This is a genomic window from Sphingomonas mollis, from assembly GCF_016427505.1.
GTDB lineage: Bacteria > Pseudomonadota > Alphaproteobacteria > Sphingomonadales > Sphingomonadaceae > Sphingomonas > Sphingomonas mollis.
The window spans coordinates 203,064-216,668 of sequence record NZ_JAELXS010000006.1; the positions used below are offsets into that span (position 1 = coordinate 203,064).

A 13,605-nucleotide genomic window follows, 5' to 3' on the forward strand; every position below is an offset into this window, starting at 1 on the left:
ACACGCGTGCGCGGGATTATAACGGGTGGTCGGCAGACCGTGAGAAAGAGCGATTGCGGACGAAGCCGTACGCCATCATGCCGCTGTAGGACAGCCCACCGCGCCGTGGTTCCGATGTTCGACAGCGGTGGCAGCGGGCGTGGGCCCGTTTGCGCCATTGCTGGTCACCTAAGCAGAACGTTACGGACGCCAAAAGCTGCTTTTCGCTCGCTCATAAGGTGAGCGTTGTCGCCTTTACAGGCCCACGCGGAGCTCCACGATTTCTCTATGAATGATGGTGTTATGGACATCTAACGCAATCCATGCTCGAACATCGGTTGCGCTGATAGCCGGTCGTGAAGAGACCAGCATTTCACAAACGTATATATGAGCAATTGGCAGATTGCTCCAAGGGCGAGACATGATGATATCTCGCTGGATATCTGCTGGAGCACGCCCGGCCTTGAATTCGGCCGCTCTCATATCCTTTATCAGGCGAGGTGTAAGACGATCGCCAACTCGAACATTGTTCTCGAGCCAGCTTCGGGCCCCCTCGACCTTCAAGGCTGGGTCTGGATAGAACGGCGCCGTTGCGGCTTCCCACACAAACCAAAGGGCGCGCAGGAAATTCTTCATCCGTTATTTGTACATCCAAAACGGTTAGCAAACCGTGTGCTGGATGGCGGCCATGATGCGATCCATCTCGGCGAAGCGGCCTCACGTCCCCGTTGCGTGGACGTCCGCGACACGCTCTACTGACGGTTCATAAAGAAGGAGCGGGCATGCGGTTGACGGGATGGGCGCTGGCGGGCGCGGTGATGGCGGCGACGCCGGCGATGGCGCAGGACCGGCCCGACCAGAAGGCGTTCTTCGACCTGTACAAGCAACTCGTCGAAACCAACACGACGCTGTCGGTCGGTAGCTGCACGCAGGCGGCGGCGCAGATCGCGACGCGGCTGAAGGCGGCGGGATTCGCCGATGCCGACCTGCATCCCTTCTCGATTCCCGATCATCCCAAGGAGGGTGGCCTCGTCGCGGTGCTGCCGGGCAGCAATGCGGCGGCCAAACCGATGCTGTTGCTCGCGCATCTGGACGTGGTCGAGGCCAAGCGTGAGGACTGGACGCGCGATCCGTTCACGCTGGTCGAGGAGGACGGTTATTACTGGGGCCGCGGCACCGTCGACGACAAGGCGCAGGCGGCGATCTGGGCCGATACGCTGATCCGGTTGAAACAGAGCGGGCCGAAGCCGAAGCGGACGATCAAGCTGGCGCTGACCTGTGGCGAGGAGACGACCTTCGCGTGGAACGGCGCGGAGTGGCTGGCCAAGAACAAGCCCGATCTGGTCGCGGCGGAATTCGCGCTGAACGAGGGCGGCGGCGGCCGGCTGGACGAGAATGGCAAGCGCCAGACGCTGGCGATGCAGGTCGGCGAGAAGGCGGCGCAGAACTACACCTTCCTGGCGACGAATCCTGGCGGGCACAGCTCGCAACCGGTGCCGACCAACGCGATCTATCAACTCGCCGATGCGGTGAAGGCGGTGCAGGGATATGAATTCCCGGTCCGCTTCACCGACACGACGCGGGCGTTCTTCACCGCGCAGGCCAAGGTCAGCGCACCGTTGATGGGCGACGCGATCGGCAAGTTGCTGGCCGACCCGACCGACAAGGCGGCGGACGCGACGGTGAGCGCGGACAAGGCGTATCACTCGACGCTGCGCACCACCTGCGTCGCGACGCTGCTGAACGCGGGCCATGCCGAAAACGCGCTGCCGCAGCGGGCGACCGCCAACGTCAATTGCCGCATCTTTCCGGGCGAGACGGTGGACGGCACGCTGGCCAAGCTGAAGGAACTGGCCGGACCGGCGGTGACGGTGACGGCGAACCAGCCGGTCCGCCCCGTCGCGATCCCGCCCAAGCTGACGCCGGCGATCATCGATCCGGCGCGCAAGCTGGCGGCGAAGCATTTCCCCGGCGTGCCCTTCGCCCCGTTCATGTCGACCGGCGCGACCGACGGCATCTTCCTGCAGGCGATCGGCATCCCGGTGTACGGCGTGCCGGGGATGTTCATCGACAAGGACGGCAGCGGCACCCACGGCCTGAACGAGCGGATTCGCGTCCGCTCGCTCTATGATGGTCGCGATTACCTGTTCGATCTGGTCAAGGCTTACGCGGGGTAGCGGCGGCAGGGGGGCGCGAGGCGGCGGCGAGGGAACTCAGCTCGGCGCCGCAGCGCTGGCTCTCCGGGCCGACGGGTACCTTTTGCGCGGCGGCGGTCTTGGCGGCGGCGTCGAGCACGGCGGGCAGGTTGACGTTCGGATTGCGGCCCCGCAGCTTGCCCAGATAATAGGCGGTGCCGTTCTTCACCGCCTCCATCTTGTCGGCGGGCATCCTCCCTTGCGTGCTGATGAAGCCGAGCATGACGACGCAGCGGGCGTCGGCCTGTTCGGGAGTCAGCCGGGCGGGCGCGGCGGCCGCGCCCTGAACGAGGGCGGCGGCGATCAGGATCGGAAGGGGCATCGGATTTCCTTGTTGCTCGGTGCCGAACATAGGGCCGATCCGGTGATCCTGCACCTGTCCTTTCTGTCAGCGAGTGGACGACCGCCGGCAACAAGCGCTTGCGAAGAAAGGGCATCATGGGCATGGGCGGTCCATGGTTCCCCTTTCGTTCGGCGGACACGAGTTTCTGGCACTGGCCGACGGTGCGCTTTACTGGCCGGCGCGGGCCGCGTTGCTGGTCGCCGACCTGCATCTGGAGAAGGCGAGCTGGTTCGCGGCGCGGGGGCAGTTGCTGCCCCCCTATGATTCGCAGGCGACGCTGGCGGCGCTGACGACGCTGGTCGCGCGAACCGGGGCGACCGAGATCTGGTGCCTGGGCGACAGTTTCCATGATGTCGAGGGATGCGACCGGTTGCCGGTTGCGGCGCAGGAGATGCTGCGCGGGCTGATCGCCGCGACGCGCTGGACATGGATCACCGGCAATCACGATCCCGCGATCCGCGACCGGTGCGGCGGCGACGTGGCGGAGGAGGTCGTGGTGGACGGCATCGTGATGCGCCACGAAGCCGATCCGCGCGAGACGCGGCCGGAATTGTCGGGACATTTCCATCCCAAGCTGCGCGTGCGGGTGCGCGGGCGGCAGGTGGCGCGGCGATGCTTCATCGGCAGCGGCACGAAGATCATCCTGCCCGCGTTCGGATCGCTGACCGGCGGGCTGGATGCGGATCATCCGGAGATCGTGCGGGCGGTGGGCAAGGCGGCGCAGGCATGGGTGCCGGTGGCGGATCGGTTGCTGCGGTTTCCGCTGGCGGCCTGAGGGCTGGCGGCCGGAATGGCCGTCGTTGCGAGCGCAGCGAAGCAATCCGGGGCAACGTGCGCTTAATCCGACCCGTTCGTGCTGAGCGAAGTCGAAGCACCTTGCGGATAGGTGGCCTTCGACTCTGCTCAGGCTGAACGGTCAGGGGATGGGTCCGATTTCACGCAATTTGCGTTAGGCAGCGCGCGGGGCTCTGGATTGCTTCGCTGCGCTCGCAATGACGACACTTGGGGCATGGCGCTCTCTCCCTCTCCTGGTGTGAGAGGGAAAGCTCGCGTCAGCGCGCCAGCGCGGGGTAGGCGGCGCGGAAGGCGGCCAGTTTCGGTTTGTCCCAGGCGACGATGTAGGGGTGGCCGGGGTTACGGTCGAAGAAATCCTGATGATAGGCTTCGGCCGGATAGAATTTGCCCTGTTCCAGCTTCGTCACGATCGGCTTGGGGAAGGCGTGGGCCTGACCCAGTTGCGCGATATAGGCGCGGGCGACGGTGGCCTGTCCGGGCGTCTGGGGGAAGATGGCGGAGCGGTAGCTGGGGCCGCTGTCGGGGCCTTGGCGGTTCAACTGCGTCGGATCGTGCGCGACCGAGAAATAGATGCGGAGCAGCGTCGCATAGCTGACCTGCCGGGGATCGTAGCTGATGCGGATCGCCTCGGCATGGCCGGTCGTCTCGGTCGAGACCTTGTCATAGGTCGCGGTGCCGGCAGCGCCGCCGGCATAGCCCGCGGTGACGGCCTTCACGCCCTTCATATGGCCGAACACCGCCTCCATGCCCCAGAAACAGCCACCGGCGAGTACGGCGGTCTGCAGGCCGGGGGTGGCGGGGACGTCGCTGCGCGCGGCGGGCACGGGGACGGCGCGTTCGGCCTGCGCGTGATCGACAGCCATGGTGGCGGCGAGCACGGCCAGCGTGCCGATCGCGATGCCCGCCGCCTTCATCTCAGCGAACCTGATGCGTGGGGGTGAAGCGGCTGGCCAGTTCGCGCGTCGCCTCGGCCGGCTGAAGCGCCACGAGGCCGATCGCGCCAAGCACGAAGCCGCCGGCGAACTGCCACACGAAGCTGGACTTGAGAAAGCTGATCATAATCCTTGAACCTAAAGAGCGTCACCGAACGTCCGGTGCAGCTACGTTGAATGCCATGTCGTGGATGCACCACGTCACGACAAGATGACTGTCCTGAAACATAGCGTTGCCGGAATGAACGCTCGCTGGGCGAGACGTTCATTCCGGCGTCAGGATCTGCGTAGAAGCAGAAGGCGAATATTTATTCCGTGCTCCTGCGAAAGCAGGAGCCCAGGGCCACAGGCTCACGAACTGTTATTCTGCGGGACCCTGGATTCCCGCGTTCGCGGGAAAACAGGCAGAGCATCGAAGATGCCGACTTTTACCCAGTCTCGCCTTCGCCGGGGAACAGGTCAGCGCAAGGCGGCGGTGGCCTCGGCGATGCGGTTGCAGGCTTCGGTCAGCAGCGCGTCCGAGGTCGCATAGCTGATGCGCAGTGCCGGCGAGAGGCCGAAAGCGGCGCCCTGCACCGCGGCGACGCGCGCCTCGTCGAGCAGATAGGCCACATAGGCCTCGTCGTCGGTGATCGTCACGCCCTTCGGCGTCACGCGGCCGATCAGCGGGGCGAACGACGGATAGACGTAGAACGCGCCCTCCGGCGTCGGGCAGGTCATGCCGGGGATCGCGTTGAGCGCCGAGACGACGAGGTCGCGGCGGCCACGGAACGCCTCGTTGCGTTCGGCGAGGAACGACTGGTCGCCGGTCAGCGCGGCGACGGCGGCGGCCTGCGCGATCGAGCAGGGGTTGGAGGTCGATTGCGACTGAAGCTTCGACATCGCCTTGATGAGCCATGGCGCGCCGGCGGCATAGCCGATCCGCCAGCCGGTCATCGCATAGGCCTTGGAACAGCCGTTCACGGTCAGCGTGCGCTCGTACAATTCCGGCACCACCTCGGCGATCGTCGCGAAGCGGAAACCGTCATAGACGATGTGTTCGTACATATCGTCGGCGAACACCCAGACATGCGGGTGGCGGAGCAGCACCTCGCCCAGCGCCTTCAGCTCGGCGACCGAATAGGCGGCGCCCGTGGGGTTGGACGGCGAGTTGAGGATCACCCACTTGGTGCGCGGGGTGATCGCGGCATCCAGCGCCTCGGGCGACAGCTTGTAACCCTGTTCGGGGCCGGCGGGGGCGATGACGGGGGTGCCGCCGGCGAACTGCACGACGTCCGGATAGCTGACCCAATAGGGGGCGGGGATCACGACCTCGTCGCCGGCCTGCACCGTGGCGACCATCGCGTTGAACAGCGTGTGCTTGCCGCCGACGTTCACGCTGACCTGGTTGGGCGTGTAGATAAGCGCGTTGTCGCGCGCGAACTTGGCGACGATCGCGTCCTTCAGCTCGGGTGTGCCGTCGACGTTGGTGTATTTCGTCTTGCCGTCGCGGATCGCCTTGATCGCGGCTTCCTTGACGAAATCGGGCGTGTCGAAATCGGGCTCGCCCGCGCCCAGGCCGATCACGTCGACCCCGGCGCGCTTCAGTTCCATCACCCGGCTGGTGATGGCGAGCGTCGGCGAAGGGCTGATGCGGTCGAGCGCGGCGGAGGTGTGCATGATCGGGCCTTATTGGCTGGGGGCGGCGGCGCTATAGCCTATTTCGGCGGCGCAACAAGACTGGCGGGCATCAGGCCGCGCAGGGCATTGCCGAGGAAGAAGCCGTTCATGAGATCGGCGACGCGGACATCGCCCTCGACCGCGCGGCCGGTGTCGATCAGTTCGGCGCGCAGGATGCCGGGCAGCAGCCCCGCCGGGCCGGCGGGCGTCACCAGCACGCCATCGGCGCGGGGGACGAACAGCGAGGTGAAGCTGCCCTCGGTCAACAGGCCGTCATGGACGAACACGACCTCGTCGGTGCCGGCGGCGCGGCGGGCGTTGTCGTAGAAGCGGCGGTCGGTGGTCTTGTGGCGCAGGCGCAGGTCGGCGGGCGGCACGGGTAGCGGCACGATCGCGACCGACAGCGGGCCGGGATGGGCAGGCGGCAGCGGCGACGTCTCGATCGCGATCGCGCCGGAGGGGGCGAGGAGCAGGCGGATGCGCCGCCCCTCGCGCAGGCGGAAGGTGGCGGCCTGCAACTCGTTGCGCGCGGTGTGGCGATCGAACGCGAAGCCGAGTCGCGCCGAGCTGTCACGCAGCCGGTCCATGTGCCGGTCGAGATGCATGATACCCTCTTCGGGATCGAAGGCCATCGTTTCGATCAGGTCGAACGCAGGCGTGCCGTCGCCGACGAAGCCGCCCTTGGCGAGGCATTCCTGCCACTCGGCGGCGGGGTCCGAATCGGCGACGATGCCCGCGCCCAGCGACAGCGTGGCGTGACCGGCGCCGGGTACGATCGCCCCAGGTACGATGGCCAGCGTGCGGATGGCGACGTTGAACTGCGCGTCGCCGCCGGCATCGATCCGGCCGATCGCGCCGGTATAGGCGCCGCGCGCCTCCCCCTCGATGGCGGCGATCGCCTGCATCGCGCGGACCTTCGGCGCGCCGGTGATCGAGCCGCAAGGGAAGGTGGCGGCAAGCACGTCGATCGCATCGCGGCCGGGGGCGAGCGTGGCGGTGACGGTGGACGTCATCTGGTGGATCGTCGGATAGGTCTCGACCGCGAACAGTTCCGGCACGGCCACACTGCCGGGCACCGCGACGCGCGACAGGTCGTTGCGCATCAGATCGACGATCATCAGGTTTTCCGCCTGATTCTTGGCATCGATGGCCAGCGCGGCGGCAAGCGCGGCATCGCCGGCGGCGGTCTCGCCGCGCCGGGCGGTGCCCTTCATCGGCCGGCAGGTCAGGCGGTCGCCGTCGAGGCGGAAGAAGAGTTCGGGCGACAGGCTGACCAGCGTATCGCGGCCGGTGGCGACCACGGCACCGTAGCCCGCCGCCGAACCACCGCGCAGGCGGGCATAGAGGGCGAGCGGATCGCCGACGAAGGGCACGGTCGCGCGGAAACTGAGATTCGCCTGATACAGGTCGCCGGCGGCGATCAGCGCGAGGATGTCGCGGACGCGGGCTTCATAGGTTTCCTGCTCGATCAGCGGCTGCGGCGTGCCGATCCATGCGCCGGCCGGGTCGGGCAGCCAATGCGTGGCGTCGACCGGCTCCCACGTTTCGAACAGGCCGAACCAGAGGAGCGGGGTGGGCGATGGCGGCGGTGGCGGCAGGCCGGGTTCGAACGCCGCCCCCGCCTCGTACGACAGGAAGCCGGCGGCGTGCAGACCGCCGGCGGTGGCGGCGCGGAGACGGTCGAGCGCGGCGGGGACGTCGTGCGGCGTCGTCGCCTCGACCGTCTCGACCGGCTGGCGATAGAGGCGCGCGGTGCCGCCGGGGCGGGCGTCGTCGAGCAGGACGTAAGGCGCAGGGCTGGTCACAACGTGTATCCGCCATCGACCAGCAGCACGCTGCCCGTCATCAACGCCGCATCGTCGGACAGCATGAAGGCGACCTGCCGCGCGACCTCCTCGGCGCTGGCGTAGCGGCCGAGCGGCGTCGCCAGCGCGGCGAGTTCGGCGAAGGCGGCATCGCGACCGATCGCGGCGGCGCGGTCCGCGAACATCGGTACGCTATCCCAGACGGGCGTCTCGACCCCGGCGGGGGCGATGGCGTTGACGCGGATGCGATCCGGCGCGCCTTCCTTTGCGGCGACGCGGACGAGCTGGATCAGCCCCGCCTTCGACGCGGCATAGGCGGCGATGCCGGGTTCGGCCTTGATCCCCGCGGCCGACGCCACCGCGACGATCGACCCGCCACGTGCCGCATCCCCCGCCATAATCGCGCGCATCGCCGCGCGCAGCGTCAGGAAGGCGCCGTCGAGGTTGACCGCCATGATCCGCCGCCACTCGGCGAATTCCAGCCTCGCGATGGCGCCGGCGCCCGCAACACCGGCATTGATGACGGCATGATCCAGCCGCCCGAGAAACGGCGCGGCACTATCCCAGAAGGCTTCGTCGGCCACATCGCCGGGCAGCAGGTCGACGGTGCAATCGAAGGTCAGCCGGACCAGCGCCTCCGCGTCGCGGTCGACCAGCACGAGTCGCGCCGCACCCGCGGCCGCCAGATGGCGCGCGGTCGCCAGACCGATGCCCGATGCGGCGCCCGTGACCAGGATGGTGCGATCGGTGAACGACATCCCCACCGATTAGGGCGCGCCAACTGACTTGTCTTCCTTTGGCCGTGCGATTCCGGTCGGTCGGCCGCAAAAAATCAGGCGGCGCTGTCGATTCCGAGCTCGCCCAGCTTGCGATAGAGCGTCGATCGGCCGATCCCGAGTCGGCGCGCGACCTCCGTCATGCGGCCGCGATAGTGACCGATGGCGAGGCGGATCACGTCCGCCTCGATATCCTCCAGCGGGCGCATATGGCCGTCGGGATTGAACAGGGTGACGCCGCCGCCCTCCGCCGCGCCGCCGCCACGGCGATGGCCCATCGCGGCGATCTGCGGGAAATCGCAGCGGGTCAGCGCCGACCCCTCGCACAGCACGGCGGCGCGGAAGAGCGCGTTCTGGAGCTGGCGGACATTGCCCGGCCATTCATAGGCGGCGAGCAGATCGAGCGCGTCGTCGGTGATGCCGAGCGGGCGCAGACCCGGCTGGCGGGCGATTCGCGCGAGCAGGTGGCGCGACAGCGCGGGGATGTCACCGATCCGTTCGCGCAAGGGAGGGATCGTGACCTGCACGACGTTCAGGCGATAGAACAGGTCCTCGCGGAAACGCGCGGCCTCCACCTCCTCGCTCAGGCGGCGGTTGCTGGCGACTATGACGCGGACGTCGACCGCCTGGCCATGACGGGCGCCGAGCGGCTGGATTTCGCCGGTCTGCACCAGCCGCAATAGCTTAACCTGCGCGTCGAGCGGCATCTCGCCGATCTCGTCGAGGAACAGCGTGCCGCCTTCCGCCTCGCGCACGCGGCCGATCTTGCGTTCGAAGGCGCCGGCGAAGGCACCTTTTTCATGGCCGAACAGCTCGCTTTCGACGAGGTTGGCGGGGATCGCGCCGCAATTGACCGACACCATCGGCTTGCGGCCACGGGGCGAGGCGGCGTGGATCGCCTTGGCCACCACTTCCTTGCCGACGCCACTTTCGCCTTCGAGCAGGACGGGGACGCGGGCGCGGGCGGCCTTGGCGGCGATCGCCAGCGCGGCGCGGAATTCGGGAGCGGAGCCGACGATCTCGTCGAACGCGAGGAGGGCGGGAATCTTTTCGGTCAGCGGGCGGAGTTCGCCGGCGCTGCTGCCCGCGACGGCGGCTTCCAGCGCGGCGAGCAGGCGTTCGGGGGCGAGCGGCTTGACCAGGAAATCGGTGGCGCCGCTGCGCATCGCGGCCACCGCCTGATCGGCGGAACCGTTGGCGGTGAGCAGCATGATCGGCAGCGCGGGACGCCGTTCGCGCAGTTCGGCGATCAGGCGCGTGACATCGGCATCGGCGGCGTGGTGATCGATCATCACCGCATCGAGCATCATGCCGTCCTGCGTACCCAGCGTGGCGATCGCCTGTTCGAAATCGCCCGCGAAGATCGAGCGCCATCCGCCCCGCGCCGCCAGCGCCGCGACGAGTCGGCGCTGCGCCGGTTCGTCGTCAATCAGGAGTAGCAATCGCTGTCCGTTGCGCGTCATTCGCCGAATCCGTCCCAGTTCGGTACGGTCGATAGGCAGCGGACAGTAAAGGTGGCCTTAAGCGCATCACCGGCGGCGTAGGGGTTGAGGTAGGGCGACGGGGTCGATAGGGTCTCGCTCGATACAGGATCGAGGATGCAACGATGGCCGGTAACGGATCTGGTAAGGGTGATCTGAACGCGCACGTTGCGACTTATGACCGAATGATCGGCATGATGAAATGGGGTGCGTTGGGGGTATTTCTGATCGCCGCGATCGTCGTCTGGCTGATCGCGGTCTGACCCGGCCATGAAAATCGCCATCCTCCGCGAACGGGCCGATGGCGAACGGCGGGTGGCCGCCACGCCGGAGACCGTGAAAAAATTCATCGGCCTGGGCGCGGATGTCGCGATCGAGGCGGGGGCGGGCGAAACGGCGGGCTATGCCGATGCCGCCTATGCCGATGCCGGCGCGACGGTGGGCGACCACGGGGCGACGCTGGCGGCGGCGGATATCGTGCTGGGCGTGCAGGGACCTGACCCCGCATCGCTGGGCGGCGCGGCGCCGGGGGCGTGGCTGGTCGCCAGTTTGAACCCGGTCGGCGAGCGGGCGCGGGTCGATGGCTATGCCGCCGCCGGGGTCGAGGCGCTGGCGATGGAATGGATGCCGCGCATCACCCGCGCGCAGTCGATGGACATCCTGTCGTCGCAATCGAACCTGTCGGGGTACAAGGCGGTGCTGGACGCGGCGGCCGAATACGGCCGCGCCTTTCCGATGATGATGACCGCGGCGGGCACGGTGGCGGCAGCGCGCGTGTTCGTGATGGGCGTCGGCGTCGCGGGATTGCAGGCGATCGCGACGGCGCGGCGACTCGGGGCGCAGGTGTCGGCGACCGATGTGCGGTCGGCGACGAAGGAACAGATCCAGTCGCTGGGTGCGAAACCGATCTTCGTCGAGAACGTCGCCGGGATCGAGGGTGAGGGCGCGGGCGGCTATGCCGGCGAGATGAGCCCGGAATATCAGGCGGCGCAGGCCGAACTGGTCTCCGCGCATATTGCCAAGCAAGACATCGTCATCACCACCGCGCTGATCCCCGGCCGTCCGGCGCCGCGGCTGGTGAGCGATGCGCAGGTCGCCAGCATGCGCGCCGGCAGCGTCATCGTCGATCTGGCGGTCGAACAGGGCGGCAATGTCGAGGGCGCGGTGGCGGGCGAGGTCGCCCTGCGCCACGGCGTGAAGATCGTCGGCCATCGCAATGTGCCGAGCCGGCTGGCGGCGGATGCCTCGGCATTGTTCTCGCGCAACCTGTATAATTTCCTGAGCGCGTTCTGGGACAAGGATGCCGGGCGACCGGTGCTGGATGCCGAGATCGGCGATGCGATTCGGCTGACGAAGGGTGGCGCGGTGGTGAACCCGAGGCTGGTTTCTTGATCCTCCCCGGCACGGGGAGGGGGACCGGCGCCGCCGGTGGAGGGGGGTCGCCCCGGATGCTCCGCCCCGAAGTGCCGCTCGCCCGTAAACTGCGGCGGACGATGAGTCTGCCGGAGGTGCTCGTATGGCAGCATCTGCGAGCGAAGCGCACCGGCCAGAAATTCAGGCGCCAGTATCCGGTCGGCCCCTATGTCGCCGATTTCTATTGCCGGCAGGCTGCGCTGATCGTCGAGGTCGATGGGGAGGCGCATAGACGGGGCGATCGACCGGCGCGCGATGCCGTGCGCGACGACTATTTCACCGGGAACGGGTACAGGGTGTTGCGCATCGCCGCTGCCGATGTGCTGAGGGACGTCGATGCGGTGGTGACGGCGATCGTCGCGACTGCGGCGAACCCCCTCCACCACTCGCCTGCGGCGAGCGGTCCCCCTCCCCGTGCCGGGGAGGATTGGGAGATATCATGACCTTCATCGCGGTTCTGTCGATCTTCGTCATGGCCTGTTTCGTGGGCTATTACGTCGTGTGGTCGGTCACGCCGGCGCTGCATACGCCGTTGATGGCGGTGACCAACGCGATCTCGTCGGTCATCATCGTCGGGGCGCTGGTGGCGTCGGCCGCGGCCGGATCGCCCGTTGCCAAGTGGCTGGGGCTGCTCGCGGTGGTGTTGGCGAGCGTCAACATCTTCGGCGGGTTCGCGGTCACCGCGCGGATGCTGGCGATGTACAAGAAGAAGGAGCGGCCCGCCGCGACGGAGGAGAAGCGGCATGCATGAGGTCGCGGCCAATCCGTGGGTGGCGCTGGCCTATCTGATCGCGGGCGTGTGCTTCATCCTGGCGCTGCGGGGGCTGTCGAGCCCGGCGACGAGCCAGCGGGGCAACCGGTTGGGCATGATCGGCATGGGCATCGCCGTCGTCACCACGCTGGTGACGCACGAGATCGCCTCGCTGCCCGAAATCCTGATCGCCATCGCGATCGGCGGCGGCATCGGCTTCGTTATCGCGCGCAAGATCGCGATGACGGCGATGCCGCAACTGGTGGCGGCGTTCCATTCGCTGGTGGGTCTGGCGGCGGTGCTGGTCGGGGTGGCGGCGTTCCTGAACCCCGATGCGTTCGGCATCGCGACGCTGATGGTGCCGCTGATCGGCGATCCGGTGGCGGTCATCCACACCGCCAGCCGGGTGGAGTTGTCGCTGGGTGTGGCGATCGGCGCGATCACCTTTTCCGGCTCGGTCATCGCGTTCCTGAAGCTGAACGGCACGATGGGCGGCAAGCCGATCCTGCTGCCGGCGCGGCACCTGTTGAACCTGGTCATCGGTGCGGCGATCCTGTTGCTGATCGTGTATTTCACGCAAGGCCAGAGCGCGTGGGCGTTCTGGGCGATCGCGGTGCTGGCATTCCTGATCGGGTTCCTGCTGATCGTGCCGATCGGCGGCGCGGACATGCCGGTCGTGGTCAGCATGCTGAACAGCTATTCCGGCTGGGCGGCGGCGGCGATGGGCTTCACGCTCGGCAATACGGCGATGATCATCACCGGCGCGCTGGTCGGGTCGTCGGGCGCGATCCTGAGCTATATCATGTGCCGGGCGATGAACCGCAGCTTCATCAGCGTGATCGCGGGTGGATTCGGCGCGGTGGCGGGGCCGAGCGGCGACGGCGCGGCGATCGACCGGCCGTGGAAGCGCGGATCGGCGGAGGATGCCGCGTTCCTGATGAGCCAGGCGGAACAGGTCATCATCGTGCCGGGATACGGCATGGCGGTGGCGCAGGCGCAGCACATCCTGCGCGAGATGGCGGACAAGCTGAAGGACGAGGGCGTCCGGGTGAAATACGCGATCCACCCCGTTGCCGGACGCATGCCGGGGCACATGAACGTGCTGCTCGCCGAGGCGAACGTGCCGTATGACGAGGTGTTCGAGCTGGAGGACATCAATTCGGAATTCGCGCAGACCGACGTCGCCTTCGTCATCGGCGCCAATGACGTGACCAATCCGGCGGCGAAGACCGACAAGACCTCACCCATCTATGGCATGCCGGTGCTGGACGTGGAGAAGGCGGGGACGGTGTTGTTCATCAAGCGGTCGATGGGCGGCGTCGGTTATGCCGGGGTCGACAACGAACTGTTTTACCGCGACAATACGATGATGTTGCTGGCCGACGCCAAGAAGATGGTCGAAGAGATCGTCAAGGCGCTGGGATAATCGGCGTAGTGCGGCGCGGGGACGCCGGCCAAGGGGGATTGTCGGCGCGT

15 protein-coding genes are annotated in these 13,605 nt (G+C 67.6%); 7 read left to right on the top strand and 8 right to left on the bottom strand.

The features are described from left to right. Positions 1 to 234: 234 nt before the first annotated feature. The gene (locus tag JAO74_RS12345; RefSeq protein WP_199038330.1) at positions 235 to 615 is read right to left on the bottom strand and encodes a hypothetical protein; all 381 of its coding nucleotides are present in this window, start codon (positions 613 to 615) and stop codon (positions 235 to 237) included. A 146-nt stretch (positions 616 to 761) separates the two neighbouring features. On the opposite strand from JAO74_RS12345, the gene JAO74_RS12350 reads away from it, so the two are divergent. After that, positions 762 to 2,156 (top strand): M20/M25/M40 family metallo-hydrolase, encoded by a 1,395-nt coding sequence (locus JAO74_RS12350; protein WP_199038333.1) that lies wholly within the window; start codon positions 762 to 764, stop codon positions 2,154 to 2,156. On the opposite strand, the gene JAO74_RS12355 is transcribed toward JAO74_RS12350, so the two are convergent. Further along, a complete protein-coding gene (locus tag JAO74_RS12355) occupies positions 2,137 to 2,496 on the bottom strand; it encodes a hypothetical protein (protein WP_199038337.1) in 360 nt (119 codons plus the stop codon). The genes JAO74_RS12350 and JAO74_RS12355 overlap by 20 nt on opposite strands. Before the next feature lie 133 nt (positions 2,497 to 2,629). Between JAO74_RS12355 and pdeM the strand changes: the two genes are divergently transcribed. Then, positions 2,630 to 3,292 (top strand): ligase-associated DNA damage response endonuclease PdeM, encoded by a 663-nt coding sequence (gene pdeM / locus JAO74_RS12360; RefSeq protein WP_199038340.1) that lies wholly within the window; start codon positions 2,630 to 2,632, stop codon positions 3,290 to 3,292. Between the two features lie 277 nt (positions 3,293 to 3,569). Here the strand turns inward: pdeM and msrA are convergent, their stop codons facing one another. The 6 genes from msrA to JAO74_RS12390 form a co-directional block, all read right to left on the bottom strand. Then, complete coding sequence (msrA, locus tag JAO74_RS12365) at positions 3,570 to 4,175, bottom strand: peptide-methionine (S)-S-oxide reductase MsrA (protein ID WP_233150974.1); 606 nt, start codon at positions 4,173 to 4,175, stop codon at positions 3,570 to 3,572. A gap of 52 nt (positions 4,176 to 4,227) precedes the next feature. Continuing rightward, positions 4,228 to 4,371, bottom strand: coding sequence for a hypothetical protein (locus tag JAO74_RS12370; protein ID WP_199038346.1), 144 nt, complete (start codon positions 4,369 to 4,371; stop codon positions 4,228 to 4,230). 332 nt (positions 4,372 to 4,703) lie between these two features. Further along, positions 4,704 to 5,903 carry a pyridoxal phosphate-dependent aminotransferase gene (locus JAO74_RS12375; protein WP_199038349.1) on the bottom strand — a complete coding sequence of 400 codons (1,200 nt, stop codon included), beginning with the start codon at positions 5,901 to 5,903 and terminating at the stop codon, positions 4,704 to 4,706. Positions 5,904 to 5,941: 38 nt separating this feature from the next. Further along, positions 5,942 to 7,708 (bottom strand): aminodeoxychorismate synthase component I, encoded by a 1,767-nt coding sequence (gene pabB, locus JAO74_RS12380; RefSeq protein ID WP_332908803.1) that lies wholly within the window; start codon positions 7,706 to 7,708, stop codon positions 5,942 to 5,944. Continuing rightward, positions 7,705 to 8,466, bottom strand: coding sequence for an SDR family NAD(P)-dependent oxidoreductase (locus JAO74_RS12385; RefSeq protein ID WP_199038353.1), 762 nt, complete (start codon positions 8,464 to 8,466; stop codon positions 7,705 to 7,707). The genes pabB and JAO74_RS12385 overlap by 4 nt, the downstream gene beginning before the upstream one ends. A gap of 74 nt (positions 8,467 to 8,540) precedes the next feature. Beyond that, a complete protein-coding gene (locus JAO74_RS12390; RefSeq protein WP_199038356.1) occupies positions 8,541 to 9,947 on the bottom strand; it encodes a sigma-54-dependent transcriptional regulator in 1,407 nt (468 codons plus the stop codon). Between the two features lie 143 nt (positions 9,948 to 10,090). Here JAO74_RS12390 and JAO74_RS12395 point away from each other — a divergent pair, with 143 nt between their 5' ends. Genes JAO74_RS12395 through JAO74_RS12415 form a run of 5 tightly spaced genes read left to right on the top strand, consistent with a single transcriptional unit; the run spans position 10,091 to position 13,555 of the window. Further along, positions 10,091 to 10,228: an aa3-type cytochrome c oxidase subunit IV gene (locus tag JAO74_RS12395; RefSeq protein ID WP_233150947.1), complete on the top strand. Its 138-nt coding sequence runs from the start codon at positions 10,091 to 10,093 to the stop codon at positions 10,226 to 10,228. A 7-nt stretch (positions 10,229 to 10,235) separates the two neighbouring features. After that, the gene (locus tag JAO74_RS12400) at positions 10,236 to 11,357 is read left to right on the top strand and encodes an NAD(P) transhydrogenase subunit alpha (RefSeq protein ID WP_199038357.1); all 1,122 of its coding nucleotides are present in this window, start codon (positions 10,236 to 10,238) and stop codon (positions 11,355 to 11,357) included. A gap of 56 nt (positions 11,358 to 11,413) precedes the next feature. After that, positions 11,414 to 11,821, top strand: a complete 408-nt coding sequence (locus JAO74_RS12405; RefSeq protein ID WP_199038358.1) for an endonuclease domain-containing protein — start codon at positions 11,414 to 11,416, stop codon at positions 11,819 to 11,821. Continuing rightward, complete coding sequence (locus tag JAO74_RS12410) at positions 11,818 to 12,129, top strand: NAD(P) transhydrogenase subunit alpha part 2 (protein WP_199038359.1); 312 nt, start codon at positions 11,818 to 11,820, stop codon at positions 12,127 to 12,129. Before JAO74_RS12405 ends, JAO74_RS12410 begins: the two co-directional genes overlap by 4 nt. Then, positions 12,122 to 13,555: an NAD(P)(+) transhydrogenase (Re/Si-specific) subunit beta gene (locus JAO74_RS12415; RefSeq protein ID WP_199038360.1), complete on the top strand. Its 1,434-nt coding sequence runs from the start codon at positions 12,122 to 12,124 to the stop codon at positions 13,553 to 13,555. The genes JAO74_RS12410 and JAO74_RS12415 overlap by 8 nt, the downstream gene beginning before the upstream one ends. Positions 13,556 to 13,605 lie beyond the last annotated feature (50 nt).

Coding starts and splice junctions, on each gene's coding strand:
- JAO74_RS12345 (WP_199038330.1), bottom strand. CDS start 615: ATGAAGAATTTCCTGCGCGCCCTTTGGTTTGTGTGGGAAGCCGCAACG.
- JAO74_RS12350 (WP_199038333.1), top strand. CDS start 762: ATGCGGTTGACGGGATGGGCGCTGGCGGGCGCGGTGATGGCGGCGACG.
- JAO74_RS12355 (WP_199038337.1), bottom strand. CDS start 2,496: ATGCCCCTTCCGATCCTGATCGCCGCCGCCCTCGTTCAGGGCGCGGCC.
- pdeM (WP_199038340.1), top strand. CDS start 2,630: ATGGTTCCCCTTTCGTTCGGCGGACACGAGTTTCTGGCACTGGCCGAC.
- msrA (WP_233150974.1), bottom strand. CDS start 4,175: ATGGCTGTCGATCACGCGCAGGCCGAACGCGCCGTCCCCGTGCCCGCC.
- JAO74_RS12370 (WP_199038346.1), bottom strand. CDS start 4,371: ATGATCAGCTTTCTCAAGTCCAGCTTCGTGTGGCAGTTCGCCGGCGGC.
- JAO74_RS12375 (WP_199038349.1), bottom strand. CDS start 5,903: ATGCACACCTCCGCCGCGCTCGACCGCATCAGCCCTTCGCCGACGCTC.
- JAO74_RS12385 (WP_199038353.1), bottom strand. CDS start 8,466: ATGTCGTTCACCGATCGCACCATCCTGGTCACGGGCGCCGCATCGGGC.
- JAO74_RS12390 (WP_199038356.1), bottom strand. CDS start 9,947: ATGACGCGCAACGGACAGCGATTGCTACTCCTGATTGACGACGAACCG.
- JAO74_RS12395 (WP_233150947.1), top strand. CDS start 10,091: ATGGCCGGTAACGGATCTGGTAAGGGTGATCTGAACGCGCACGTTGCG.
- JAO74_RS12400 (WP_199038357.1), top strand. CDS start 10,236: ATGAAAATCGCCATCCTCCGCGAACGGGCCGATGGCGAACGGCGGGTG.
- JAO74_RS12405 (WP_199038358.1), top strand. CDS start 11,414: ATGCTCCGCCCCGAAGTGCCGCTCGCCCGTAAACTGCGGCGGACGATG.
- JAO74_RS12410 (WP_199038359.1), top strand. CDS start 11,818: ATGACCTTCATCGCGGTTCTGTCGATCTTCGTCATGGCCTGTTTCGTG.
- JAO74_RS12415 (WP_199038360.1), top strand. CDS start 12,122: ATGCATGAGGTCGCGGCCAATCCGTGGGTGGCGCTGGCCTATCTGATC.